The organism is Photobacterium lutimaris, assembly GCF_003025555.1.
Lineage (GTDB): Bacteria > Pseudomonadota > Gammaproteobacteria > Enterobacterales > Vibrionaceae > Photobacterium > Photobacterium lutimaris.
Window position 1 is genome coordinate 84,966 of record NZ_PYMH01000002.1, and the last position, 24,962, is coordinate 109,927.

Consider the following 24,962-nt stretch of genomic DNA (forward strand, 5'->3'; position numbering starts at 1 on the left):
GCCAAATCAGGGTAATAAGCTTGTCTGCACTGGTCTAACGCAGAATAATGGATACATACCGCGACACTAACAGGCGGAAATATAAGGAATAAACATGGCCGAACAACCAACTATCCAGCCAACGGCAAAGTACCGTTCAGATTACCAAGCTCCAGAATTCACCATTACCGATCTCTCGCTAGAGTTTGACTTGCATGAAACTGCAACCCGTGTGGTCGCGATTAGCAAGGTTGAGCAGCAGGTGGAAGGTGCCACATCAATGGAGCTCGATGGTGATGCGCTAACTTTGATCCGCGTTGAAATCAATGGTGAGAACTGGTCAGACTATACCGAAGGCGAAGGTAAGCTGACGGTCAACGGGCTACCTGCATCGTTCGATATGCTGATTGAAACTGAAATCAATCCAGAAGCAAATACCTTGCTTGAAGGCTTGTATAAATCAGGCGGTGCATACTGTACCCAGTGTGAGGCTGAAGGCTTCCGTCGTATTACCTATTACCTTGACCGCCCTGATGTATTGGCGCGTTTCTCCACGAAGGTAATTGCTGACAAAGCGCAGTATCCATACCTGATGAGTAATGGTAACCGTGTTGATGGGGGTGAGCTGGACAATGGTCGTCACTGGGTACAGTGGCAAGACCCATTTCCGAAACCCAGTTACCTGTTTGCCTTGGTGGCAGGGGATTTTGATGTCTTGCGTGATAACTACACCACGGTAAGTGGTCGTGATGTAGCGCTAGAGATCTTTGTTGATAAAGGCAACTTGGATCGCGCCGAATATGCCATGACGTCATTGATTAACTCAATGAAATGGGACGAAGAACGTTTTGGCCTAGAGTACGATCTTGATATTTACATGATTGTAGCGGTGGACTTCTTCAACATGGGCGCGATGGAAAATAAAGGATTGAATGTCTTTAATTCCAAGTACGTACTGGCAAATGCGAAAACGGCAACCGATACCGACTACCAAGGTATTGAAGCGGTGATCGGTCACGAATACTTCCATAACTGGACCGGTAACCGCGTCACTTGTCGTGACTGGTTCCAGCTTAGCCTGAAAGAAGGCCTGACTGTTTTCCGTGACCAAGAGTTTTCATCTGACCTGGGATCTCGTCCCGTAAATCGCATTAACAATGTTCGCATCATGCGTGGCCCGCAGTTCTCTGAGGACCGTGGCCCGATGTCACACCCAATTCGTCCCGAAAAAGTGATTGAGATGAATAACTTCTACACTCTGACTGTGTATGAGAAGGGCAGTGAAGTTATTCGCATGATGCACACTTTGCTTGGTGAAGAGAACTTCCAAGCCGGTATGAAGCTGTACTTCGAACGTCATGATGGTACAGCTGCAACCTGTGATGATTTTGTTCAGGCAATGGAAGATGCATCCGGTATTAGCCTTGAGAAATTCCGACGTTGGTATAGCCAATCAGGGACACCGGTCGTGCAGGTTGAGACAGAATATCTTGAACAAGACAGTCGTTACCGTGTCACGGTAAGGCAGCATACTGCGCCAACACCGGGCCAGGCGCAGAAGCAACCCCTGCATATCCCGTTCGATGTTGAATTGTATGATGCGAAGGGCAATGTCATTCCGTTACAGTGTGACGGAAAATCAATCCACAATGTGCTGGATGTGACTGAAGCCGAGCAAGAGTTTGTTTTTGACGGCATTGACCAGCAGCCAGTGATCTCTATGTTGCGTGAATTTTCAGCGCCGGTGATCTTGGAGTATGACTATTCAGATGCAGAACTGACTTTCTTGATGGTTCATGCACGTAACGAGTTTGCTCGTTGGGATGCTGGCCAAATCTTGTTGGCTAAATACATCAAGCACAATGTGGCCCGCTCTCAGAATGGCGAGTCTTTTGAATTACCTGAAGCGGTCGTTGACGCGTTCCGTGGTGTGCTGCTTGATGAAAAGCTAGACCCTGCTTTCATTGCCGAAATGCTAACCCTACCAAGTGAAAATGAAGTTGCGGGTTGGTATAAAACCGTTGATGTTGATGCTATCAACAGCGTGATGGGTGAGCTTGAAAAAGTATTGGCCGTAACGATGGAAGATGAATTCAGTGCTATTTACCATTCTCTCATGCAAGCGTCATATACGATTGAACATGAAGCGATGGCCAAGCGTTCTCTTCGCAATACCTGCTTGGCCTATCTGGCACATACAGAGCAAGGCAACAGTCTTGTCGCTAAACAGTATGAAGCGTCAGACAATATGACCGATACGATGGCGGCCATGGCGGTAGCGAATGATGCAGAACTGGCTTGCCGTGCCGACCAAATGGCTGACTTCAGTGATAAGTGGACTCAAGACGGCCTGGTGATGGATAAGTGGTTTATTCTACAAGGCAAGAATCCGGCAGAGAATGCGCTCGATAATGTGCGCGAAACTATGAAGCACAAAGCGTTTGATTTGAAAAACCCGAACCGTACCCGTAGTTTGGTGGCAAGCTTCTGTGGTAACAACCCGGTACGCTTCCACGCTAAAGATGGATCTGGTTACCAGTTCCTGACGGAAATTCTGACTGTCTTGAATACCAGCAACCCGCAAGTGGCTTCTCGTTTGATTGAACCATTCCTTAAGTACCGTCAGTACGATGAGCATCGTCAAGGTTTGATGCGTGCAGAGCTTGAAAAACTGTCTCAGCTAGAAAACCTAGCCAAAGACTTGTTTGAGAAAGTGCAAAAAGCACTTGAGCTGTAAACGGTAATCACAATGTTGAGGGGTAAGTTATCTTGCCCCTTATTTATATTGTCCGCCATATACCCATTAATTACTCACTGAATTCTTGTCTCATGAAAGCCTATATCTTTTCCATCCACATTACTTATCAGCAATTTCTCCACCACTACTCGGGGGCTGCCAGTACAGTACTGGTGACGACTGACAATGGTTTACGCCTGCAGTTACCCGCGACACGGTTAAGACCTTTTCTTACTCAGCTAGGGGTCCGTGGGCGATTTCGTGTTACGGTTTCAGAGGCAAATAAACTGCAAGCGATTGAACAGGTTTTGTAATTTTATGTTGATGCATTTTTAACATTCTACCATAACGGTTATGGGCTTGCTTATATGACTCGTTGTACCTCTTTAGGTGTGGGGGATATGAAGTAATCATTGCGAATGCTAGGGAAAAGAACTTTTAAAATAAATGGTTATAGCCATTTACATAGCGATTGTCGTAACCCGATGGCATTTTCATCAGCCTCAGATAATACATCCAGCCAAAATATCTACTTTAGTCACATATTCGATTTTTTCCTTTATAAGTAGAGTAATTAACGTAACGGTCTCGCAACAAAACACCCTACAATAGCAGTCACGCAAGAGAGCGTCTTCCAGCGGCATGATCCCCAATAACCATCCGTTGGTTGCTTTATAAACTCTATACTTGATTGATAATATATAACAATGGAGCATTGCTATGACCGCACCTGACCCTATCGTGCCGGTACTGCTTGAGAAAGTGTATGACTTAATCCTGGATAAGATTGAGACATCCCAGCAGTCATTAGTAGAAGTGTTTGCTCAGCGATTGCTAGGACAACTGGCAGATGATGATCTGCTTCAAAGGAATGAATCTGACCTTTATGGTGCTGTATTGAGTTTATGGCATCACCTTGTTCAAAATAAGCCAGACCAAATTTCGGTGCGTGTGTACAATCCGACACTTAGCCGCTATGGCTGGCAGTCACCTCATACCGTCGTTGAGATCATCACGCCAGACCGTCCTTTTTTGGTTGACTCTGTTCGTATGACCTTGACCCGCCTGGGTATTACTAGCCATATGATGCTCAATGGGCCGTATTTCTTTAAGCGAAATGCACAAGGCGTTATTACAGAAGCATGTGGCCAGGATGGTGACTTACAGACACTTTTCCATATTGAGGTTGATCGACTTAACGATAAGAAAGAACTTGAAGCATTAAAACAAGAACTAAAACAAGTGCTTCAAGATGTTGATTTGGTCGTTAATGATTGGCAATCGATGCAAACGAAAATGCAGAAAATTGTCAAAGATCTCAAGAAAGCTGATCTTCCTGTTGATAAAGAACACCGTGAGGAAGCCATTGCTTTCTTGGACTGGGTGACACATCACAACTTCACTTTTATGGGTTATCACAAGTATGATCTTGTGCCGATAGAAGGTGACTACGAATTGCGTCCTTGCGATGAGCAGGGATTGGGGCTTCTAAGCAATGTTGATAAAGTCAGAACGCTTCGCTTGTCACAACTTCCCGAGTCAGCCCGAATTGAAGCCCGCAAACCCGACCTGCTGATCCTGACGAAGAGCAATGGAAAGTCGACAATCCACCGTCCGGCCTATACCGATTACATTGGTATTAAACGTTTTGATAAAGATGGCAATGTCATCGGTGAGCACCGTTTTACCGGCTTGTATGCCTCTACTGCTTACCATCAGTCGACCATGAATATTCCGCTGATCAGTAACAAGGTCACACGTATCTTGGAAGAGAGTCGTTATCCGGCCGGATCGCATTCATGGAAGGCATTGAATAACCTGCTCGAAACGTATCCACGTGATGAACTTATTCAAGCCAATGAAAAAGAGATGTTGGATGTCGGCTGCGGTGTGGTTCGTATGCAGGATAGGGATCTGCTGCGCTTGTTTGTTCGCCGAGATCCGTTCGGTCGTTTCTTCTCTTGCATGGTGTACGTCACTAAAGAACGCTACAACACCGAGTTGCGACTTAAAACACAAGAAGTCCTCAAAGATTACTTTGCCTCAGAACAGGATGTGGAATTTACAACGTTCTTTTCTGAAAGCCCATTGGCAAGGACGCATTATATCGTGCGAGTAGAAAATAATAATTTCGATTTGGATATCAAAGCTATCGAGCATAACCTAGTAGAAGCGGCAGCGTCTTGGGATGATCGTTTAAGCGCGTCACTTATCGCGAACTTTGGTGAAAGCAAAGGTACTTCATTGGCGAAAAACTATGGCAGTGCCTTCCCTCGTTCTTATAAAGAGCAGATGCTGCCGGGTTCAGCGGTTGCTGACATTGAACAGTTAGAAAGCCTCAGCGAAGATAACAAGTTGGGTATGCTGTTCTATCGTCCGCAAGAAGAGGCCAATGACTCTCGCTTTGTAAAACTGAAACTGTTCCACCGCGATGAGCCTATCCACCTTTCGGATGTCATGCCGATGCTGGAAAACTTAGGCCTGCGGGTAATTGGTGAGTCGCCATATCAGGTGATCACCAAAAGGGGCACAGTGTATTGGATCCTGGATTTTGCCATGTTGCACAATGCTTGCATCGGGATCGATTTGGGTGAAGCGCGAGATCGTTTCCAGGAAGCATTCTCAGCTATTTGGCATGGCGAACTTGAAAGTGATGGCTTTAACCGGCTGGTATTGTGCGCAGGATTAACCGGACGTGAAATTACTATTTTACGTAGTTTTGCTCGCTACATGCGCCAGGTTGGATTTCCATTCAGTCAGCACTACATCGAAGAAACACTTTCCAGCCATAGTGATCTTGCGAGATCATTAGTTGAATTGTTCTCGCTGCGTTTCGATCCATGCCGTAAGCATTCAGCGAATGCTGAAAATGCGTTGATAGCCAAGCTCAACGAAAAACTGGAACATGTAGAGAGCTTGGATGATGACAGGATAATCCGTCGTTATATGGAGATGATCCTAGCGACGCAGCGTACGAACTATTATCAGCTTGATACTAACGGCCAGCCAAAACCCTGGCTATCCCTGAAACTCCGTCCATCGGAAATCCCGGAAATCCCGGCCCCGGTTCCTTTCTTTGAGATCTTCGTTTACGCACCAGATATAGAAGGTGTGCACCTACGAGGTGGTAAAGTTGCCCGAGGTGGATTACGTTGGTCAGATCGCCAGGAAGATTTCCGAACTGAAATCCTTGGCCTTGTCAAAGCGCAACAGGTGAAAAACACCGTTATTGTTCCGGTAGGGGCGAAAGGTGGTTTTGTCTGTAAGCGTCAGCCTCAGTTATCGACACGAGAAGAGATCTGGGCCGAGGGCCAGCGTTGTTACAAGCGCTTTATCCGTGCCTTGCTGGACGTCACCGATAACATCATTGACGGCGAACTGAATCCACCTATAAATGTGATTCGTCACGATGAAGATGATCCGTATTTGGTTGTGGCCGCTGACAAAGGCACAGCCACGTTCTCTGATTTGGCTAACTCGGTATCAGAAGACTACAACTTCTGGTTAGGTGATGCGTTTGCTTCTGGCGGATCTAATGGTTATGACCATAAGCAGATGGGGATCACCGCCAAAGGTGGTTGGGAATCAGTAAAACGTCACTTCCGCGAGTTGGGTATCAACTGTCAGACAACGGATTTCACCTGTGCGGGTATCGGCGATATGGCAGGGGACGTGTTTGGTAACGGTATGCTGCTATCGAAGCATATTCGTTTAGTTGCTGCGTTTAACCATATGCATATCTTCCTCGATCCGACGCCGGATGCTGCAAGTAGCTGGAAAGAGCGTGAGCGTCTGTTCAAGCTACCACGTTCAAGCTGGGAAGATTACGACGCGACATTGATTTCAGAAGGTGGCGGCATCTTCTCTCGCCGCAGTAAGTCAATCAAACTGACTCCGCAGATTCAGAAGCTCCTGGGAACACGCAAACTGAGCTTGCCACCTAACGAAGTGATCCGCTTGATCCTGAAAATGGATGTGGATCTATTGTGGAATGGTGGTATCGGCACTTATGTAAAATCGGAGTCTGAAACCCATACCGATGTTGGTGACCGTGCGAACGATGCACTGCGTATCAACGGCAGTGAGCTGCGTGCCCGTGTTGTGGGAGAAGGGGGTAACCTTGGTTTGACCCAACTAGGCCGGGTAGAAATCGCTAAGAAAGGCGGTTTGGTCAATACTGACTTTATCGATAACGTTGGTGGGGTTGATTGTTCGGACAATGAAGTCAACATTAAGATCCTACTTAACTCATTGGTTGCTAGCGGTGATCTAACGTATAAGCAGCGTAACGAGTTGCTTGAGCGTATGGAAGATGAGGTCGGTGATATCGTACTCGATGATGCCTATTGCCAGAGCGAATCAATCTCTGTTACTCAGCAGCAGCAAGTGCAGTTGCTCAAAGAGCAAATCCGATTCATCCATCACCTTGAAAAAGAAGGCAAGCTGGATCGTGTGCTGGAATACTTACCCGATGACGATACCTTGGCAGAGCGCGAGAAATCAGGCTTAGGGCTGACCCGTCCGGAGCTCGCCGTGCTGGTGGCATACGGCAAGATGGTATTGAAAGAAGATTTGGTAACAGAAGAGATCGCCAATGATCCATACCACGCGCGCTTACTGCCGGCATACTTCCCGAGGGAGCTGCAAGAGAAATACCGCAGCCATATGGAACATCATCCGTTGCGTAAAGAGTTAATCGCGACGTCGCTGGCTAACCAAATGTCCAATGAGATGGGCTGTAACTTCGTTACCCGACTTCAGGAAGAAACAGGGGCTACGATTGCAGAAATCTCTTCCGCTTACTCTGTTGGGCGAGAAGTGTTTAATTTTGAGCAGTACTTTGATCAGGTACGGTCGCTAGACAATGTGATCCCGGCAGAGGTGCAGTACGAAGTACTATACCGTTGCCGTAGAATGCTGCGTCGTGCCACTCGCTGGATCCTCCGTAATCGCGACAGAAAGTTGGGGATAGAGCAAATGATTGCGTTCTACCAACCGATCGTAAACAAGCTTCGCGAAAACCTAGAGCGTTACCTTGTCACGGAAGAGGTCCAGGAGCATAACGAGCAAGCTGATGCGATGATGAAGCAGGGGATCCCAGAAGATCTCGCGCATAATATCGCACGCCTGAGCAGTTTATACTCGGCAATGGACATTGCTCAGATTGCAACGAACTCAGAAAAAGATCTTGATTTCATTTCTCGTGTCTACTTCGTTGTCGGTGCCGATTTGTCATTACACTGGTTCCTCAAGCAGGTGCATAACCAGCCTGTAGAAAACCACTGGCAGGCGTTGGCACGTGCATCATTCCGCGAAGATTTAGATTGGCAACAACGTCAGTTGACCCTTGCAGTAATAAGCAGTGGGTTAGAGGCTCCTGATGCAGAAAGCTTGATCGAAAACTGGATGGACGAACATAAACCCGCAATTCAGCGTTGGAATACCGTGTTAGCAGAATTCAAAGTCGGAACAACGCATGAATTTGCTAAGTTCTCAGTGGCACTTCGTGAACTTATGTTGTTGAATTTAAATTGTCAAACAGTTGTATAGTGATAAAAATAAGCTTTTCGATTTAATTATCATTCGAAAGTTATATTTTTAAGGTAAATCGTGTACAAAAAGCCATCATGCTGCTCATGATGGCTTTTTTTCGTTTGAAAGCTAGAGATGTAAACGTTTGCTTTGTGTTGGATGAAATAAAAGTATCCTTTTCAAGGAGCTAACCGCATATTTTATGGGGTAGGCCATTTTTTTCGACATAAACATAAATTAGTCATTGATATTAGGTACCAAAGTGTGAATAATGTTCTCCCGTTTACACGGGGCTTTTATTAGGAGGTACAATGCTTTACCGCCTCGCTCGATCCGCTATTTTCAAGCTTGATGCAGAAAAAGCGCACGATCTAGCTATTCAGAACTTTTCTCGCTTTACTGGCACTCCTCTTGATCTTTTCTATCGTCAACATGTTCCTGATCGTCCTGTTGAAGTGATGGGTATCAAATTCAAAAACCCTGTTGGCTTGGCTGCTGGCCTTGATAAAAACGGCGAATGTATTGAAGCATTTGGTGCGATGGGTTTTGGTTTTGTTGAAGTTGGAACCGTTACGCCACGTCCACAATCAGGTAACGATAAGCCTCGTCTGTTCCGTGTCATTCCTGCAGAAGGCATCATCAACCGCTTTGGGTTTAACAACCTAGGTGTTGATAACCTGATTGAGAATGTGAAGAAAGCCAAGTATGACGGTGTTATCGGCATCAACATTGGTAAAAATAAAGATACGCCGATTGAAAAGGGCGCAGAAGATTACCTGATTTGTATGGAAAAGGTATATCAGCATGCTGGCTATATCACGGTAAATATCTCTTCACCGAATACGCCGGGTCTACGCACACTCCAGTATGGAGAAATGCTTGACGATCTGCTTGCTCAGTTAAAAGAGAAGCAGAAAGAGTTGGCTGAAAAACACGGTAAATACGTCCCGCTAACGCTTAAGATCGCACCGGATCTAGAAGATCATGAGATCAAGCAGATCGCTCAATCTTTGATCAACAATAAGATCGACGGTGTCATTGCAACCAACACTACGCTGGATCGTTCTTTGGTCAAAGACATGCCGCATTGTGATGAGGCTGGTGGACTGAGTGGTCGTCCATTGCAAAACCGAAGTACTGAAGTGATCCGCATGCTGGCGGAAGAACTTGATGGTGCGCTACCTATTATAGGCGTCGGTGGTATTGATTCGGCCGTGTCTGCCCGTGAAAAGATGGCGGCAGGGGCGAGCCTGGTACAGATCTATTCTGGATTTATCTACCATGGGCCAAAACTGGTTAAAGATATCGTCACTAATATCTGATTAATACCACAATAAGCATTTCGAAAGAGAGCAAACAGCAAGGTACCTGCAAGAGAAATTTTGCAGGTACTTTTTTTATGTCGATTTCCTGTCTATCACGTTATCAAAGAGAATTTTGTCAAACATACAGTGATTATTATGTGTTTTATTGTATTTTCTTCCTCTTTTTATTTGCCGGTAGGGCAGTAGAATTTCCCTAAAGTTTTGTTTGTTGTAGTGGATAAGCTTTATAGCGGATGCGGATATGGAGCGGTACTTATGTTGAAACCCAATAACTCATGGATGTGGTATTACGACCAGAAGTACGACGCTCTTATGCTGGATCTTGGTGATGACATGATTTTTCGCGTCGCTATTCCTACTAAAAACTTGGTGCCTTGCGCCTTTACACGCACAACCTTTACGGTTGACGATGCTTCTGTTTACCAAACCTTTCTCGAAGGGATGTCCATTCTTGGGCTATCTGCCCCCCGAAAAGCAGAGCTTGCTTTGAATGCTGTAGCTGCGAGCAGATTCCACAAGCCGCTTATGCCTAAAAGCTGGTTCTTTCATCAGCAATCCGGTGGTCACCAACCACAACTCGGTGACATCGTCACACTTTCAACCGATCTTGGTGAAGGGCAGTTTCTTATTATAGAAAACAGTGGTTCTGCAAGCTTATGCATGATGGCTGATACCGCCTCATTACCGCTCAATCCTGCGAAAGAAATGACCTTCTGTGAGACGATTAAAGTCATGAACGACCGTATGGCAGCCTACAAAGGGGCGCTAGAAGCACCAATGACGCTTGCTCTTGTTGGATAAGAGTTACGCGAATCAAGTATCGAAAGTGATCTCCAGTCATTCCAAGCCTTTACAGCACATCTCACGTGGGCAGCGAAAGCGTATAAGTCCAGATTAGTCTATTATTCCTCTTTGCAAATAATACCGAGAACTATTGCGCCTCAGAACCTTCCTTGCCGTACCTTGTCATGGCTGAACACCATAGCTCCAGCCCTTACTATTTTCACATCTCTTCTTTTCAACCGATTACAACGAACCCGCGTGAATCTATGTTGTTTCCGTCTTGCCGCCTTAGTGGCCTGTATCCTCATTTGAGTGTCGATTCACCCAGTATTTGCGGTAGGGAGGGTTCATGGGGTTATTTGAGCACTAGTGAGGCCTTACCTGGTTTCGAAGGGGGGAATACACATCGGAATGTAAAGTACATCACAAACCGATGGGGTAATTCTTAATTTACCTGACTAATAAAGCGCCATTCTTAGTGACGTAAGTCTAAAAAATTTATCTTTTTATCATTTTTTTTCTGCCTCATTTTCGTGCTAACGAGCAAAAAACAACCGTAATTTTGCACCTGAAAACACAATGAACCACGCGGTTTTTCCTCAATTTCCTCTGTTGTGTAATTTTATTACCCAAGGCAAACAGCCTGAGTCTGTGGTTAATCATATCTCCGCAGGAATTAGTTCCACTCGGGAAAGAGTCAATGCGTCGTCAACTCACCACATAGAAATCAACACCTGTCAGGTTAGTTGGTGCCGACTTGCAAGTGTCTCCCGTGCAGAGGTTTAGATTTGTAAGTCATTGAAACTAAGTGTTGTCTAAATATAGTTTACTGGTGTGCACAATTATCTTGAAGGCTCGGTAAGTATTATTCTGATCTGTTGTTTACACGTGTGAACAATCTTCTAGGGGGTATTGTTTTTTGTGGGAAACACTGTTTATGTGTCTAACGTTTGCTTTAAACCATGCACTAGGGGCGCTTAGACGCTAGATGAACAGTGGTATGTGGTATGTAGTGGCATTTGATTGCTGTTTTTTTAGCTAAATAACCGAGTTAGAACCTTTTATCACAAGGTATTTACTGGGTTTTCAGTTATAATTCACCGCAACATAAGTGTGAAAAGAACTCCATGAATCAATATTTAGCTATCACTTCACGAGGTCTTGAGAACCTCCTTGCAGAAGAACTTACGCAACTTGGCGCTGACAGCGTCCAGGTTGTCAATGCTGGTGTCCGTTTTAAGGCAAAACAAGCAACGGCTTACCGTTGCTGCCTATGGACACGAGTAGCATCGCGCATCATTTTGGTACTGAGCGAATTTAATGTTCGTGATGACATGGATTTGTATTTAGGTGCAGCTGCGATTAACTGGCCAAACTACTTTGGTAGCGACACCCGTATCATCGTCGATTTCAATGGTACCAACCGTGAAATCCGCAACAGCCAGTACGGTGCTATGAAAGTGAAAGATGCCATCGTCGATCGCTTTACCAAGGCTGATCTACGTCGTCCAAGCATCGACCGTGAACGCCCAGAATTACGTATTCACATGCGTCTTTCTGGTGAAAAAGGGGTGCTAGGCCTTGATATGGCGGGTAGCGGCCTACACCAGCGTGGTTACCGTAGCGAGGCGGGTAAAGCTCCGCTTCGCGAAACACATGCGGCGGCATTGGTGATGAAATCTGGCTGGACGCCAGAGAAGCCACTACTAGACCCAATGTGTGGTTCGGGTACTTTGCTTATTGAAGCGGCACTGATTGCGGCCAATATTGCGCCTGGTATCAAGCGTCAGCGCTGGGGCTTTGAGGCGATTAAAGATTTCGACCGTGAAGGCTGGCTTGAAATTCATGCTGAAGCCAAAGTTAAAGCACGCCGTGGCCCTGCCAATGTAACGACGAAGTTCTTTGGCCGTGAAATGGATCGCCGTGTGCTAAGTATTGCTCGTGACAATGCGGGACGTGCGGGTGTTAAAGATCTGATTGATTTTGAGTACGGCGATGCAACGCAGTTGACATGCCCTGAAGGTTTCTCTGAAGGTGTGATCCTGTGTAACCCTCCATATGGTGAGCGTATGGGGACAACACCAGAGCTGATCTCTTTATACAGTGAACTGGGTAATCGTTTGAAGCTTGCTTTCGCGGGCTCTACCGCTTCTATGTATTCATCTTCTAATGAATTGCTAAGTTGTTTGCGTATGCGTGCAGACAAGCAGTTCAAATTGAGTAATGGCGCGCTGGATTGTGTACTGAAAACGTACCTGATCACAGCTGGTGGTGTTAAGCATGTAGAAGGTGAAGCAGAAGGGCGCGTCGAAGAGAAAGAAATCGCGCCAGATTTTGCTAACCGTCTAAAGAAGAATATTGCCAAGCTAAGCAAGTGGGCTAAGAAAGAAGGGCTTGAGTGCTACCGCCTCTATGATGCCGATTTGCCTAACTACAATGCAGCGATCGACAAATATAAAGACTTCCTGATTATTCAGGAATACGCGGCACCAAAAACGGTTCCTGAAGAGACAGCACGCCGCCGTTTGATGGATATTATGCGTGCAACGATTCAGGTAACCGGTGTCGAGAACAACAAGGTTATCCTAAAAGTGCGTGAGCGCCAGAAGGGTAAGAGCCAGTACCAGAAGCTTTCAAGTGCTGAACGCCACATGATTGTGAATGAATACGGTGTTGATCTTAAGGTTAACCTTTACGACTACCTTGATACCGGCCTGTTCCTTGATCACAAAGTGACGCGCAAGCAACTTGGTAAGATGGCTGCGGGTAAAGATTTCCTAAATCTGTTTGCTTACACCGGTTCGGCAACATGTCACGCGGCTTGTGGTGGTGCGAAGTCAACAACGACTGTTGATATGTCCAACACCTATTTGCGCTGGGCACAGGAAAATATGGAGCTGAATGGCCAAGTCGGTCCTCAGCACCAGTTTGTTCAAGCCGATTGTCTGCAATGGCTGCAAGAAGCTGATGGTGACTTTGATCTTATTTTCATTGATCCACCAACGTTCTCAAACTCGAAGCGTATGAAGCAGAGCTTTGATGTTCAGCGTGATCATATCATGCTGCTTGAGAACCTAAAACGTATGCTAAGACCGAATGGTCAGATTGTTTTCTCTAATAATAAGCGTCAATTCAAGATGGACGTCGAGAAACTTGAAGAGCTTGGCTTACAAGCGAAGAACATTTCTGATAAAACGTTGCCAATGGATTTTAGTCGCAACAAACAGATTCATAACTGCTGGATCATTACCCACAAGGAAGGTTAAGTGCTAATCACGCTTTATAGCACAGAAGGGTGTCACCTTTGCGAGCAGGCTTATAGCCTGCTCGTACAAGCCGGTGTCAGAGCACGCGTTCAAGTGGTGGATATCGCCTTTGATGACGCGCTTTTTTCTCGTTACGGCGTCACAATTCCTGTGCTCTCTATTCTTAATCCTGACTCTGATTCAAACAGCCCAGAACTCGGTTGGCCCTTTGACGCTAATGAGTTGGCAATATGGTTAAACAACAATGGCATTAATTAATATAAGTAACGCCCAGCTGGCGTACGGTGATCACGCACTGCTTGATAAAGCCGAATTTCTTCTACAGCCAAAAGAACGCGTTTGTCTGGTTGGCCGTAATGGCGCCGGTAAATCGACGATGATGAAAGTGATTTCCGGCGATGTACTGCTCGATGACGGCAGTATTCAGCGTGAGTCAGAGTTGGTTGTTTCGCGGCTAGAGCAGGATCCTCCTCGCAATGCAGAAGGGACTGTTTTTGATTATGTTTCAGAAGGCCTAGCAGAGATAGGGCTGGTATTGAAAGAGTACCACCACCTGTTGGATTTGATCACCCATGATCCTTCTGAATCTAACTTCGCCAAATTAGGCCGTGCGCAAGAAAAGATTGATCATGCTGATGCGTGGCAATTCGATAACAAGATTTCATCGGTATTGGAGCACCTTCAGTTAGAGCCACACACCTTGCTTAAAGATTTATCCGGTGGTTGGCAGCGCAAGGCCGCATTAGCGCGCGCATTGGTTTGTGACCCTGATATCTTGCTACTTGATGAGCCTACCAACCACTTGGATGTTTCTACTATTGAATGGCTAGAAGGCTTCCTAAAAGAGTTCAGAGGATCGATCATCTTTATCTCGCACGACCGTGCGTTTATCCGTTCTATGGCGACCCGTATTGTTGACCTTGATCGCGGTAAGCTAGCGTCTTTTCCGGGTGACTATGACAAGTACCTTGAAGACAAAGAAGAGATGCTACGGGTTGAAGCCGAGCAGAACGCTGAGTTTGATAAAAAGTTAGCGCAAGAAGAGGTATGGATCCGTCAGGGGATTAAAGCCCGTCGTACCCGTAACGAAGGACGAGTTAGAGCGCTGAAAGAATTACGCCGTGAACGCAGTGAACGCCGTGAAGTCGTAGGCAAAGCCGATATGCAACTTCAAGATGCACAGCGCTCAGGTAAAATTGTATTTGAAGCCGAGCATATTAGTTACAGCTACGGTGATAAACCAATCATCAATGATTTCAGTTTCAATGTCATGCGTGGTGACCGTATTGCCCTGATCGGCCCTAACGGTTGTGGTAAGAGTACACTGCTGAAAATTATGCTGGGTGATCTTCAGTCACAGGGTCACTTCCATTGTGGAACCAAGCTAGAAGTCGCGTATTTTGACCAGTACCGTGAAATCTTGGACCCTGAAAAGACTGTCATGGATAACCTTGCCGACGGCAAGCAGGAAGTGACGGTAAACGGGCGAACCCGCCATGCGCTTGGCTATCTTCAGGACTTCTTATTCCATCCGCGCCGTGCCCGTACTCCGGTTAAAGCGCTATCGGGTGGCGAGAAGAACCGCTTGTTGTTGGCGAAACTTTTCCTTAAGCCTAATAATTTATTGGTGCTTGATGAACCAACCAATGATTTAGATATCGAAACATTGGAACTTTTGGAAGATATTCTTGCCAACTATCAGGGTACTTTGTTGTTAGTGAGCCACGACCGTCAATTTGTTGATAATACAGTGACAACAAGCTGGATTTTCGAAGGTAACGGCGTCATCGATGAATACGTTGGTGGTTACCACGATGCTCAAGAACAACGTGCAAATTCGTTAAGCTTAAAAGCGAAAGCACACGCTGCCTACATTGAGGCAGAGAAGAAAAAAGACGAGAACAAGCAGCGTCAGGCTGAACGTCCTAAAGCAGGTAAGAAGCTCTCTTATAAACTGCAGAAGGAACTGGAAGACCTGCCGCTAAAAATTGAACAACTGGAAAATGAAATTGCTCAGTTGCAGGAATTGATTAACGATCCTGCTTTCTTCCAGGACGTGAAAAATGACACTGAAGGCACACTGAACCGCTTGGCGGAAGCAGAAGCTGAATTTGAGCTGGCATTTGAACGTTGGGAAGAGCTTGAGGCAATGCAGAAGGAAGCTTAATGCAACATAAGACATTAAAATTGTCAGCACTGGCCGTATTAGTTGCCAGTGCGACAGGTGCCAATGCCGCGGTTTACCGTGTGGTTGAAGTTACGGACAACACAGATGTTACGACTCAGCGTTATTACAGTAACTTAGAGTCTCAGATTAATCAGAAAGTTGAATTTTACGGTCAGGGCATTACTGCGTCTGCAGAAGGCGATAATTGCTTTGAGGGTAACTGTGACGAGGCGAACTATTCCGTCTTTGGTGAAAGTCGCTTTGGTGCTGATGGCATCAATTACCGTGATGAAGTGCCATTTGTCCTCGATAACCTTCAGCGTATCAACGACGAAGACCGCTTATATACCTTCTGTGACCGTAACCTAGGGCCTAACACGTGCCGTGAATGGGCGCGTACGCAGTACTATGGTAAAGGCTATAACACCAACGATATTTCGGACCGCAGTGGTTTTGGTGGCTTGGTGCGAGAGCAGGAAGCATGGAGCAAAAACTTTTTCTCCAATGCGACCGCATTAAACGGTGCATCATCCTTTACTGAGGTAGAAACGTTTGCTGATTCAGATAAAGGCTATGACTCGGCGGTTAAAACGGCGTTGGGTAAGTTTGTTGATGATCGCAAAACTACCAACAGTGTCATTAATGCACAGGGAACAACTGGCGTTGGTGAGTACACGTTGGGCGTGACAAGTGGTGCGTTTTTCCAAGGCGAGGATACTAGCGGTTCGAATCGCTATGCCCGACAGTTCAATAAGCGCGGCTTTGTTAACCTTGACGCTAACAAGGTTGGTCTTGCACCAGCCGGTACGGATTTGCTGACTAAAACTGCGGGTCAATCGTTGGCATGGGATGCGGTTGAGTATGACGGTCAGCTACTGGTTGTCGGTAGTGCATCGTACGAGCAAAGCGATTTTAGGGATAGCGACAATAAAGTCCCGAATAACCGTAGCGAGCGAGATGATCCTACCTTCAATGACTCGACGTTCAGAAACTGTGAAAAGACCTTTAATGAAGGCCTAGATACATTCTACGGCACAAAAGAATGTCAACTGTCTGTGTTTGCCAATGACGGGGTGTTCTGGACAGTAGACGGAAGTTCATTAAGTGTCGATGCGCAACTGCTTAGTAAGAATGATCTTGCAACTTTCGATCCGGATAACAATGACCGTTCATTCCAAGCGGGCGCTCGAGCCGTTGAGTTAGTCAATGATCAGCCTGTGGTTGTTGGTTTCACAACGAGCCGTTATGACAATGACTACTACGCAATGCAAGCGGCGATTTGGGAGCTACCCGAAGGCAGCAGTGCGACGGCTGAGAACTTTACGCGTACCCTGATTCCAGGAATTCAGTTAGAAAGAGGTGGTGATCGTGTATTCACCTACACGCTAGCCACAGGTGTAAATAGCAACAATCAAGTTATTGGTTTTACCAAGAATTTGAATCCAGATAACCGTTCTTACGCTGAGCGTATGTTCGTTTATGACAATGCGACCAAACCAAGTGCGCCTAAGTTCTTGGATTCTTCGGTGTCAGAATTGTTCTTCCCTGGTGCCAATGGTTACCCGGCCGCAATCAACAACAACAACCAGATTGTTGGACGCTTAGATGCTGAGTCGGTCAACCAGGTCGATGGCCGTTTCCGTCGCCAGCGTGGTTTCACTTATGTCATGGATGCGATTCCAGGTTCAACCAAATTGACGAAGGGCAGTGCGTATTTGCTCGATGATTTGACCAATGGTGGTGACTTCTCTAAAGAAGCGAACCAGTATCGTATCTTTGAAGCAACTGGTGTCAACGATGCGGGTGTTATCTCTGCAACGGCCTTTAAGTGTGACGGTGGTTATGAAGACTTCACGACAGATTCTTTCTGTCAAGGCGGTGAGCCGGGTGTTGAACGCACAGTCGCAGTCAAACTGATCCCAATCACTGATGCCGATGCATCAATTGAGATGCGTCCTAAGTCAGAGGCCTCAATTGAACGTAGTGGTGCATCGCTTGGTATGCTAGCAATGGCTTTCCTTGGTTTGCTAGGGTTCCGTCGACGAAAGTGAATTTTTGTCAAAATTGGTTAAATTACACTCAGGCTCACATTTTGTGAGCCTGTTTTGTTTTCATAGTTGATCTCTGCTTCTGTTTCGCTAATTCTTAATAGTGGAGACACAACATCTCCATCATTATGCAATAGTAATGAATGTAAATGATAAGGATGAGGATCGAACTTATGAAGAGACAAAAGCGGGATCGTCTGGAGCGCGCACAATCTCAAGGCTATAAAGCTGGCGTAAATGGTCGTTCCAGTGAAGACTGTCCGTACCAAGCGACAGATGCCCGTACTAATTGGCTAGGTGGCTGGCGAGAAGCACGAGAAGATCTGCAATCTGGCCTGTTTAAATAAAAACCTCCCTTCATATCTCCCTTATTGAGCCCCTATTAGGAACAGGGGCTCTTTCTATTTAGGCGGCAAGAGGCGCTTGGCTAGAGGCTATAGGGGCTATAGGGGCTATGGAAGCCTAAGGCTTGATTCTAAACTGTCCAAAGCGTTCCCATTATTATTTCAGTGACAATGTAACCTTGATTACATCTTTCAGTAGCCACTAGCCACTAGCCAATATTAGCCATTCACCAGATACAAAAAAGGCCGCCATTGGCGACCTTTAGATAACTTATTTGATGTTGCTTAGAAGCTTGACGTATCTTTGAATAGGCCAACTTTCAGATCTTTCGCGACGTAAATCTCTTTACCATCTACCAATACACGGCCATCGGCAACACCCATGATGAGTTTACGGTTAATGACGCGCTTAAGCTGGATTTCATAGGTTACTTTTTTCGCTTCTGGCAGGATCTGACCAGTAAACTTCACTTCACCTACACCCAGAGCACGACCTTTACCTTCGCCGCCAGCCCAACCAAGAAAGAAGCCAACTAGCTGCCACATGGCGTCTAGGCCAAGGCAACCAGGCATTACAGGGTCACCTTTAAAGTGGCAATCAAAGAACCACAGGTCAGGGCGGATATCTAATTCAGCATGGATGAAACCTTTGCCATGGTCACCACCTTCATCGGAGATGTTTACAATACGGTCAATCATCAGCATGTTGTCAGATGGCAAGGAAGGGAAAGCTGGACCGTAAAGTTCGCCTTTACCACATGCAACAAGTTCGTCGTAATTATAAGATTGCTGGCGTTTCATCAGACTTTATAGCTCCTTAAAAAGTATGAAGGCAATTTAGCTTACACATGTACGCTAAACAACTCGGATCAGTTCTGGACCAACCAGTGACGAAGACGGGTTAACAAACCGACATGCTTAATTATTTCGCCGTTATGGAAGATATCAATTCGCTCGGCAATCTTCGCTAGCAAGGTCTCCGCTTCTTTGTCATCACTGCGGAAGGCTTGGCCGGTAAGTAGCGGTAAGGCATCATCGACACTCTCTGCGCTCCATAGGTGGAATTTCCCGGCTTTGATGGCGTTCAAGACCTCGTCATTAAGACATAGGTTAGTCATGTTTGTTTTCGGTAATATGACACCTTGGTTACCTGTTAGGCCGCGGTACGCACAAACCTGATAGAAGCCTTCGATTTTTTCGTTAATGCCACCTACAGCCTGTACACGGCCAAATTGGTCAACGGCACCTGTCACGGCAATTTGTTGATTAATCGGTTGCATGGATAGCGCCGAAACGAGCGAACACAGCTCTGCCAAAGAGGCGCTGTCGCCATCGACTTCGGAATACGATTGTTCGAAAACAATAGAGGCGGAGAATGGCAACGGTTGGTCTAAATCTAAGGCGGTACTGATAAATGCCTGCATGATCATCATGCCCTTAGCATGGATATTACCACCAAGTTCTGCTTTGCGCTCAACGTCCGATATGTCACCGTCACCAAAGTGCACCACACACGAAATACGGGCTGGCTCGCCATAGGCGCGTGGGTGGCCCGGCACCTCAACCACAGTAAGGCCATTGACCTGACCGACTTCTTCACCTTGGCAATTGATCAGGACCTGGCCATGATGGATATCTTCAATCGCACGTTCTGGCAGGTAAGACTCGCGGTATTCGCGGGCTTGGATGGAATCCTTTAGGTGTTGGGCAGTAATTTTCTGACCTTTCGACTCAAGAGCAGCTTCACACAGTAGGCTCTGGTGCCAAATAGGGCAAAGTGGCACGCGGGTTTGGTCTTCAGCGTAACGGGCACCGGTTTTTAGTACCATTTCTAGCGCCTGATCATCCGCAAGCTCTGGTAGGTTGGCTTTCTTGATAATGGCTTTGAGGTAAGCGAGATAAAGCGGAAGGTTATCTTTATTAATGATCAAGTCCTGCTCGAACTCACCGTACATGGTAAAGCCTGAAGAGATATCCGGCTCGGCATTCTCTATTTCAGCCATAAGGTAACGGTCGCCAATCAGCACCAGTTTGATATTAAGTTGTTCGGCGGGCGGTAGGGGGTATAACGACTTGTTTGAGGCCGCTTGCCACTCTAGCGTCCCGTTCATCAGAATGCTTTTGAGGCGAGGCCACAAGCTTGGATTGGCAAGGATAGCGCCAACTGATAGCACCAGGTAGCCATTATTGGCCTGGTGTACAAGTCCATGTTTCACCTGCTGCTTGGTGATGTTGTTCTCTTCAATCGGTGGGAACACTGCACCAAAGAGGTTTTGTTCTGTTACGTTCTCGCCGGCAACGATAACGGGAGATTCATTGTTGGCTTCAGCTTGTTGTGAAATCAGCTCAATGACATAATCGCGGTAAACCTTGTTATCAGGTGCGGTAATGCGCAATACCCGAGGTTGAAGTTCGACAGCAGTAAACCGGCGCACAGCATCTGATAGACGATCTTGTAAGGTCCCTGTATTCGCGGGAAGGAGGTCATCATACTGTTTAAGGATGGCTTGGTACTGAGAGTAGTCTGGAGTCATCGAGCGCCAGTTTTGTTCATGCATGGGCGTGTGCTTTACTTCGTAATGTGAAAAGGTCAGCAGTATAAATGAATCACTGGCCGCATAATAGCTTCGTGTGTAATGTTATTGACTTCATTTGCAGTTCGGTTGAGATCGACTTAAAAACAAATGCTTAAAGTTCAAAATGGAATTGAGCTTTGGATGTCTAACAGTTACACTGTCACCACTTGAGTTTAGACTTATCGAGAATCTCTGACGACTATGAAATATCAGCAGCTTGAAAACCTTGAAGCCGGATGGAAATGGAATTATCTAGTAAAAAAATGGAAAGAAGGTGAAGCGATCACCGGGTATATCGATACCAGTGAAGCGAAAGCTGCGGTAGATAGCCTTTTATCCATTGAACATGAACCAACCAAGGTGCTCAAATGGATTGATAGTCATATGTCACCTGAGCTTGATAAGAAGCTCAAACAAGCCATCCGTGCCAAGCGAAAGCGTCATTTCAACGCAGAGCAAGTTCATACTCGTAAAAAATCGATCGATCTCGATTACCGTGTTTGGGAAAGGCTGGCGGAGAAATCCAAAGAGCTTGATTGTACCTTGTCTGACACCATTGAGTACTTGTTGAGTGAATCCAACAAGACAGAGGTGGCCAGTAAGCAGGTATTGGATCTCAAGCATGACCTTCATGAATTGCTCGATTTTGAATAGGGCGCGGTATTAGCGGTCGGTATTCTCATCGAGTTGTTAACTAGGCTCAGGCGGTCGCTTCTACCATGTTGTAAAATATGACTGAGACGCTTTAAACAATGATCTGCGTAAAACCTTTTAGATACCATTTTGTAGATCTAGGCATAAAAAGGAAATTAGAGAGGAGCCAAGCATGGAATTTATGGGATTTGTAATTGTCCTTGCCATTGTTGTATTTATATTGGTGTTCAAAGATCGGCCAATCATGGTACTGACCTTTGAAGAGGGAAAACTCACTCAGCAGAAAGGCCAGATCCCAAATGGTTTTTTGGCCGGCTGCAAAGATATCGCTCATAAGCAGCCGTTTTCTGGCAAGATCAAAGTCTACAAGAACCGCTTTGCGACCAAACTGGTATTTTCAAAGACGGTGCCAAGCAAGGTGAAGCAGCGTATCCACAATGTTTTTCCGCATAACGGTGGCTCTAAGAAGCGGGGAAGACGCGCTTAAAGCACTTTTAGATTCGCGGTTAAAAAGCTCTCCAGCCTGGGAGCTTTTTTTGTTTCTGACACTTTTCTGTTTCTAACGCAATTTTGTATCATTGCGCTCTCCTCAGACGAAAGACATCAATAGAGGTTACCTATATGCTAACACCACACGCATTTCGTTTAACTCTCGGTAAAGATCTAAAGTTATCTATTTTGGCGTATGTGCAACAAGAAGGCATTAAAGCAGGCTCCCTGCTAAGTTGTGTTGGTTGTCTTTCACATGCTTCTATCCGGCTTGCCAATGAATCGGAGAGCCTCGAACTCGCAGGGCCGCTAGAAATCCTCACTCTGAGTGGCACCTTAACGCCAGAGCATGTCCATTTACATATCTCCGTGGCGGATAAATCAGGGCGTGTCTATGGCGGACACCTACAGGAAGGCTCTATGGTGTCTTATACCGCAGAGGTTTGCTTGGCAGAATATACCAATTTGTCTTTTTCTCGTGAGCTTGACGCGACGACTGGCTTTACCGAGCTGGTGGTTAGGTAATCTTGCTGTATATACTTGTTAGTAATGGCATATGCATATACAAGTGGTGGAGTTATGGATAAGGCTGTAGAGGCGTTACTACCTTCCGGTTTGTCATTTCAGGAACAATTTAAAGGCAATCACTGTTTTGGCTGTGGGGCAGACAACCCACAAGGATTGAAAATTCAGAGCTATTGGATGGGGGATGGCAGCTCGGTGTGTCAGTTTACCCCTGAGCCTTATCATTGCGCAGCGCCTACGCATTTCCTCAACGGTGGCATTATTGCCACTGTGATTGATTGCCATTGTATTTGCACGGCAATGGCAGAGGCATACAGGCGCTTAGATCGAGAGATTGGCAAAGGGGAGCCTATATGGTTTGCTACCGGCGGCTTGTCGTTACAATATCTGCGCCCAGTGTCGATAAACGCGAAGATTGTATTACAAGCGCGTGTAATGGCTGCTGATGAGCGTAAAGCTGAATTAAGGTGTGAGTTATTGGCGAATGGTAAAACAGCCGTAGAGGCCAAGCTAACGGCCGTGAGGGTGCCTGAATCTTGGATGACTGAATTGTGATGTTACTCTCAGTAATTTATACGCGTTTGAAGTGATTTTGCTGGTTTGTCTACTTTGTAAGAGTCAACTTGCATTGTTATAGATTTATGTTGTTGTGCCAGTCCAAGTTGTCAGAAATCACCTGATTTTCAGCTTGGAGATAGCAAGATGATTCATCCGTTGATAAAAACATGCACAGCAATGATATTGTTCACTCCATTCACCATAGGAGCAGTAACCGACCTTAAAGAAGTTGATGGTAAAGCATCTTTTGTCACTTTAGGTGCAATTAATAATTATGAATCAAAGATAAATGCCCACCCATTTCTAAACTCCTCAATTCCTCGCCCGCAAAATTACTCCGGTGAGTTCTTTGAACTTAATCATGATTATCCGGCACAGCTTGAGCCTTCCATCAAACCATATCCTTGGACGGAGGTGACGAATTCAGCTGAAATCACGACAACAAATGCGATGGACTATGTACTCGCGCTAAAAGAATATGTTTCCAAGGATATGCGTGAACTCATAAATAACCCCGATAAACCGAATAATGAAAATTGGTATCAGTCAATTTGGTTGGGAACGGAACGAGAGCCTATTCATGGAATATATGTAGGGTCCGGATTTCCTGCTGGCACGTTAACAGGTCAAGGTTTGGATATTACGACCTATGTTTACACGCTATATGATAAGCGAGCAGCCAAGACATTAGGCGATATATGGGGAAGGACATTGCATTCGGCGCTTAACCCAACGATTTCTGATCAAACGACACAATACGATGAAGGTAGTGTCATCGTGAAGTTTGCATTCGTAACGGCATGTGGGTCGGATTGGAGTCCAATGACAGAAACGGCAGTGTGGCAAATTTATGCCCCAATAAATGGTAGCAATGGCACGGCCAAATCAACTCAATCTAAATGTGATGTGACTGAAGGTGAAGGGAGCAGCACGGTTCCTGTGTTAACGAATGTGTATCTGATGCAATTTGATATCATCGTTAAGGATACTAAAGCAGCACCAGAAACGGGTTGGGTCTTCACGACCCTTGTTTATGACCACAGTGCTTCGGGAAAAGATGCTTGGGATAAAATGGTTCCTCTTGGGGCTACATGGGGAGGAGATAGTGACATAATCAATGTAACGGATGAGGCATTGATTCCTCCTGTTACTGTTAATACAGCATTAAAGCAGAATTGGATTAACTTAAAAGCCCCCGAGTACTCACGCTCAACATTGGCTTGGGATGGGCGTTTGTCAGGACCGAATGATGGTGCTGTTGTTACTCCGGCTTGGACTGCTGATCAATATTACCATCAAGGACTTGCTTCTGCGGGGTGTTTAGGTTGCCATAGCTCAGCGCAATATCCTATGACGTCGTTTTTGCTTCCGACAACGACATACCCTCCGCAAACCAAACAAGCACCATTATCAAGTGATAGCAGTACCAGTTCGCTTGTTTTATATTTACCGGGAAGTGAAGGGTGGATGAGATGGTTCCAAAGCAATAATGGTCTAACGCCGATGGGACCGAATGATAGCAAGGGTAATAAGCCTGTTGCGCTTGACTATGACATGGTGACGGCATTTAAAGCTATTCCAATGTGGCAGGCTGCGCTGGTGGCGGAAAAGTAAATCGATACCTTGCAAAACAGCCGTAGAGTTTCGATTCTACGGCTGTTCATTATTCAGTTTCGAAGAAGTCTATTTCTTCAGAGTACTTTTAGCATGGGAATCTGCTATATCAACTAAAGCCTGATGGCTGGCTAAATAATGCTGGATCTTATGTTGCAAGTCGCTTAACGCTTGCTCGGCTTTTATTCTATTGTCTTTCTCTTGTTCTAATTGCTTTCCAAGTTCAACGGCCATATAGCCGCCTTTAATTAAAGCTTTGGTTGTGACGTTGCTCTCAGTTAGCGACTTCAGCTCTTCGATCATATAATAGTGCTGGTCGATATCTCTTATTGTAATGGCCATGTGCAGAATAACGCTTAAAAGAT

General features: G+C 45.9%; 18 protein-coding genes. 15 read left to right on the forward strand and 3 right to left on the reverse strand.

Annotated features, from left to right (window positions below; all coding sequences use genetic code 11):
* Positions 1-94 precede the first annotated feature (94 nt).
* From pepN to rmf, 10 genes are all read left to right on the forward strand, one after another.
* Positions 95-2,716, forward strand: coding sequence for an aminopeptidase N (pepN, locus tag C9I99_RS05970; protein ID WP_107347957.1), 2,622 nt, complete (start codon positions 95-97; stop codon positions 2,714-2,716).
* A 92-nt stretch (positions 2,717-2,808) separates the two neighbouring features.
* Positions 2,809-3,030 carry a DUF2835 domain-containing protein gene (locus C9I99_RS05975; protein ID WP_107347958.1) on the forward strand — a complete coding sequence of 74 codons (222 nt, stop codon included), beginning with the start codon at positions 2,809-2,811 and terminating at the stop codon, positions 3,028-3,030.
* A gap of 406 nt (positions 3,031-3,436) precedes the next feature.
* A complete protein-coding gene (locus tag C9I99_RS05980; protein ID WP_107347959.1) occupies positions 3,437-8,266 on the forward strand; it encodes an NAD-glutamate dehydrogenase in 4,830 nt (1,609 codons plus the stop codon).
* A gap of 293 nt (positions 8,267-8,559) precedes the next feature.
* Positions 8,560-9,570: a quinone-dependent dihydroorotate dehydrogenase gene (pyrD, locus tag C9I99_RS05985; protein WP_107347960.1), complete on the forward strand. Its 1,011-nt coding sequence runs from the start codon at positions 8,560-8,562 to the stop codon at positions 9,568-9,570.
* Positions 9,571-9,828: 258 nt separating this feature from the next.
* Positions 9,829-10,374, forward strand: coding sequence for a cell division protein ZapC (locus C9I99_RS05990; RefSeq protein ID WP_107347961.1), 546 nt, complete (start codon positions 9,829-9,831; stop codon positions 10,372-10,374).
* A gap of 1,109 nt (positions 10,375-11,483) precedes the next feature.
* Entirely contained in the window at positions 11,484-13,622 is a 2,139-nt protein-coding gene (gene rlmKL / locus C9I99_RS05995) for a bifunctional 23S rRNA (guanine(2069)-N(7))-methyltransferase RlmK/23S rRNA (guanine(2445)-N(2))-methyltransferase RlmL (protein ID WP_107347962.1), read from the forward strand.
* Positions 13,623-13,880 carry a glutaredoxin family protein gene (locus C9I99_RS06000; RefSeq protein WP_107347963.1) on the forward strand — a complete coding sequence of 86 codons (258 nt, stop codon included), beginning with the start codon at positions 13,623-13,625 and terminating at the stop codon, positions 13,878-13,880.
* On the forward strand, positions 13,867-15,789 hold the full coding sequence (gene uup, locus C9I99_RS06005) for an ATP-binding cassette ATPase Uup (protein ID WP_107347964.1): 1,923 nt from the start codon (positions 13,867-13,869) through the stop codon (positions 15,787-15,789). The genes C9I99_RS06000 and uup overlap by 14 nt, the downstream gene beginning before the upstream one ends.
* Positions 15,789-17,840 carry a DUF3466 family protein gene (locus tag C9I99_RS06010; protein ID WP_107347965.1) on the forward strand — a complete coding sequence of 684 codons (2,052 nt, stop codon included), beginning with the start codon at positions 15,789-15,791 and terminating at the stop codon, positions 17,838-17,840. Before uup ends, C9I99_RS06010 begins: the two co-directional genes overlap by 1 nt.
* A gap of 170 nt (positions 17,841-18,010) precedes the next feature.
* Entirely contained in the window at positions 18,011-18,184 is a 174-nt protein-coding gene (gene rmf, locus C9I99_RS06015; protein WP_107347966.1) for a ribosome modulation factor, read from the forward strand.
* A 282-nt stretch (positions 18,185-18,466) separates the two neighbouring features.
* Here the strand turns inward: rmf and fabA are convergent, their stop codons facing one another.
* Entirely contained in the window at positions 18,467-18,982 is a 516-nt protein-coding gene (gene fabA / locus C9I99_RS06020) for a 3-hydroxyacyl-[acyl-carrier-protein] dehydratase FabA (protein ID WP_107347967.1), read from the reverse strand.
* Positions 18,983-19,050: 68 nt separating this feature from the next.
* Positions 19,051-20,739, reverse strand: coding sequence for an AAA family ATPase (locus tag C9I99_RS06025; protein WP_107347968.1), 1,689 nt, complete (start codon positions 20,737-20,739; stop codon positions 19,051-19,053).
* A gap of 219 nt (positions 20,740-20,958) precedes the next feature.
* Here C9I99_RS06025 and matP point away from each other — a divergent pair, with 219 nt between their 5' ends.
* The 5 genes from matP (at position 20,959) to C9I99_RS06050 (ending at position 24,597) form a co-directional block, all read left to right on the forward strand.
* The gene (gene matP / locus C9I99_RS06030) at positions 20,959-21,411 is read left to right on the forward strand and encodes a macrodomain Ter protein MatP (RefSeq protein ID WP_107347969.1); all 453 of its coding nucleotides are present in this window, start codon (positions 20,959-20,961) and stop codon (positions 21,409-21,411) included.
* A 181-nt stretch (positions 21,412-21,592) separates the two neighbouring features.
* On the forward strand, positions 21,593-21,898 hold the full coding sequence (locus C9I99_RS06035) for a DUF3634 family protein (RefSeq protein WP_107348513.1): 306 nt from the start codon (positions 21,593-21,595) through the stop codon (positions 21,896-21,898).
* A 134-nt stretch (positions 21,899-22,032) separates the two neighbouring features.
* On the forward strand, positions 22,033-22,425 hold the full coding sequence (locus tag C9I99_RS06040; RefSeq protein ID WP_107347970.1) for a PPC domain-containing DNA-binding protein: 393 nt from the start codon (positions 22,033-22,035) through the stop codon (positions 22,423-22,425).
* A 54-nt stretch (positions 22,426-22,479) separates the two neighbouring features.
* Complete coding sequence (locus C9I99_RS06045; RefSeq protein ID WP_107347971.1) at positions 22,480-22,980, forward strand: PaaI family thioesterase; 501 nt, start codon at positions 22,480-22,482, stop codon at positions 22,978-22,980.
* Positions 22,981-23,127: 147 nt separating this feature from the next.
* On the forward strand, positions 23,128-24,597 hold the full coding sequence (locus C9I99_RS06050) for a hypothetical protein (RefSeq protein ID WP_107347972.1): 1,470 nt from the start codon (positions 23,128-23,130) through the stop codon (positions 24,595-24,597).
* A gap of 69 nt (positions 24,598-24,666) precedes the next feature.
* Here C9I99_RS06050 and C9I99_RS06055 read toward each other — a convergent pair whose 3' ends face one another.
* Positions 24,667-24,939 carry a hypothetical protein gene (locus C9I99_RS06055; protein WP_107347973.1) on the reverse strand — a complete coding sequence of 91 codons (273 nt, stop codon included), beginning with the start codon at positions 24,937-24,939 and terminating at the stop codon, positions 24,667-24,669.
* Between the last annotated feature and the right edge of the window lie 23 nt (positions 24,940-24,962).